This is a genomic window from Tardiphaga sp. OK246 (assembly GCF_900188215.1).
Classification (GTDB): Bacteria; Pseudomonadota; Alphaproteobacteria; order Rhizobiales; family Xanthobacteraceae; genus Tardiphaga; species Tardiphaga robiniae.
In genome coordinates this window covers 1-1,245 of sequence record NZ_FZOX01000018.1, presented here as the reverse complement: position 1 = coordinate 1,245, position 1,245 = coordinate 1, and the positions used below count along the sequence as shown (strand labels likewise).

At 56.4% G+C, this 1,245-nt stretch carries 1 protein-coding gene; it reads right to left on the bottom strand.

What is annotated here, in order from left to right; translation table 11 throughout:
* Positions 1 to 357: 357 nt before the first annotated feature.
* A complete protein-coding gene (locus tag CHC01_RS32155; RefSeq protein ID WP_141137221.1) occupies positions 358 to 717 on the bottom strand; it encodes a hypothetical protein in 360 nt (119 codons plus the stop codon).
* Positions 718 to 1,245: the final 528 nt, after the last annotated feature.

Sequence of the window (1,245 nt, the reverse complement as noted above, 5' to 3'; positions counted from 1 at the left end):
AGGTCGCTGCCAGGCCTGCAAAGGACAAAGACTCCTCAACTACGATATCAAATCAAAAAACGCCGCTTCCTTCGGGAGGCGGCGTTTTTTGTTGTTTGGATTCTGCACTGATCTCGGGGAACTTGAGCAGCATGCGCGCTCATCACGGCGATCGTTGCTCCTCAAGATGCCGTTTCCGTTGCCGTCCCTCATCCTGAGGAGCGGCAGAGCTCGATCGCGAAAATCATTCAGCCGCGATTCAGCTGCAGCATTTTTTTTGTCTACGGCGTGATTGTCAACAAGCGTCTGCGGGGCTTTCTCAATGTCGATCGCGGTGGCGACCCGCATCGACCGAGATCATTCGGCCGCGATCCATCATCAAAATCCGAACCCGTGTAGTGCGGTCCGATTGAGCTCATTCAGGATCGCGTTCGCCCCGGGCGGGGGAAGTGAAGCGATCCGAGATCCGAAAAGGCTGCGATTGGAAGAACGGATTGTTTCCTTCGCGCAACTGCATCGCCGCTGCTGCGCAGTCCGCTGGCTGGCATCTTGCGCACCGATCGCTTTTACCAGCGCCGCTGCATCTGCGTACTCACCACGGCGCTGCAGCATCATTACGCCGTCGGCCTGATAGTTCTCAACAGCAGATGAGGCATCGATGCCCGCGATGCGCAGCAGCTTGTGCCATCGTCGTGCGAGCCAACGCGTATCGCAGGATCCGGATATCCCTGCAATCAATGCGGAATCCTGCTGTCATCATCGCAGCGCACTATGATTCGGCGTCAACTTTACGCACACGAAAAACGCGTGACGATTTTCTGACGATTGGGCGTTGACAGCTTCGAGAGTGCGAGACTATAAACCGGCCACTGAGCGCGGCGGCGCCGGGGCCCACGGGTCCGGGACGGTTCGACGCTCAGAAGCACCTCAACGCGATGTGTGAAGCACCAGCCGACAGTTTCGGTGGGTGTTTTGTCGTCGGGTTGAGCTGTCAGGTTTTTGCAAGGAAGCCTGGCGGATCTCTATCGGTGCAATGGTCTGCTGCTTGTTTCGGACGAAATAATCGGCGCACTGCGAAGAAAGAGGTTGCTTCCTTCCTCTGGAGGGTCTACTGGTTCGCTCCCTTCGGGGCGCTGGCATCCACTGGATGCCGCCTGATGGATCTCACTTTGGAAGATCTGAAGATAGAGATTTCTCCCTCCTGGGGAGATTGACGCATCTGCGTCGGGCTGTTTGACAAGTTAAATTGAAGAAAGAGAAACGTGG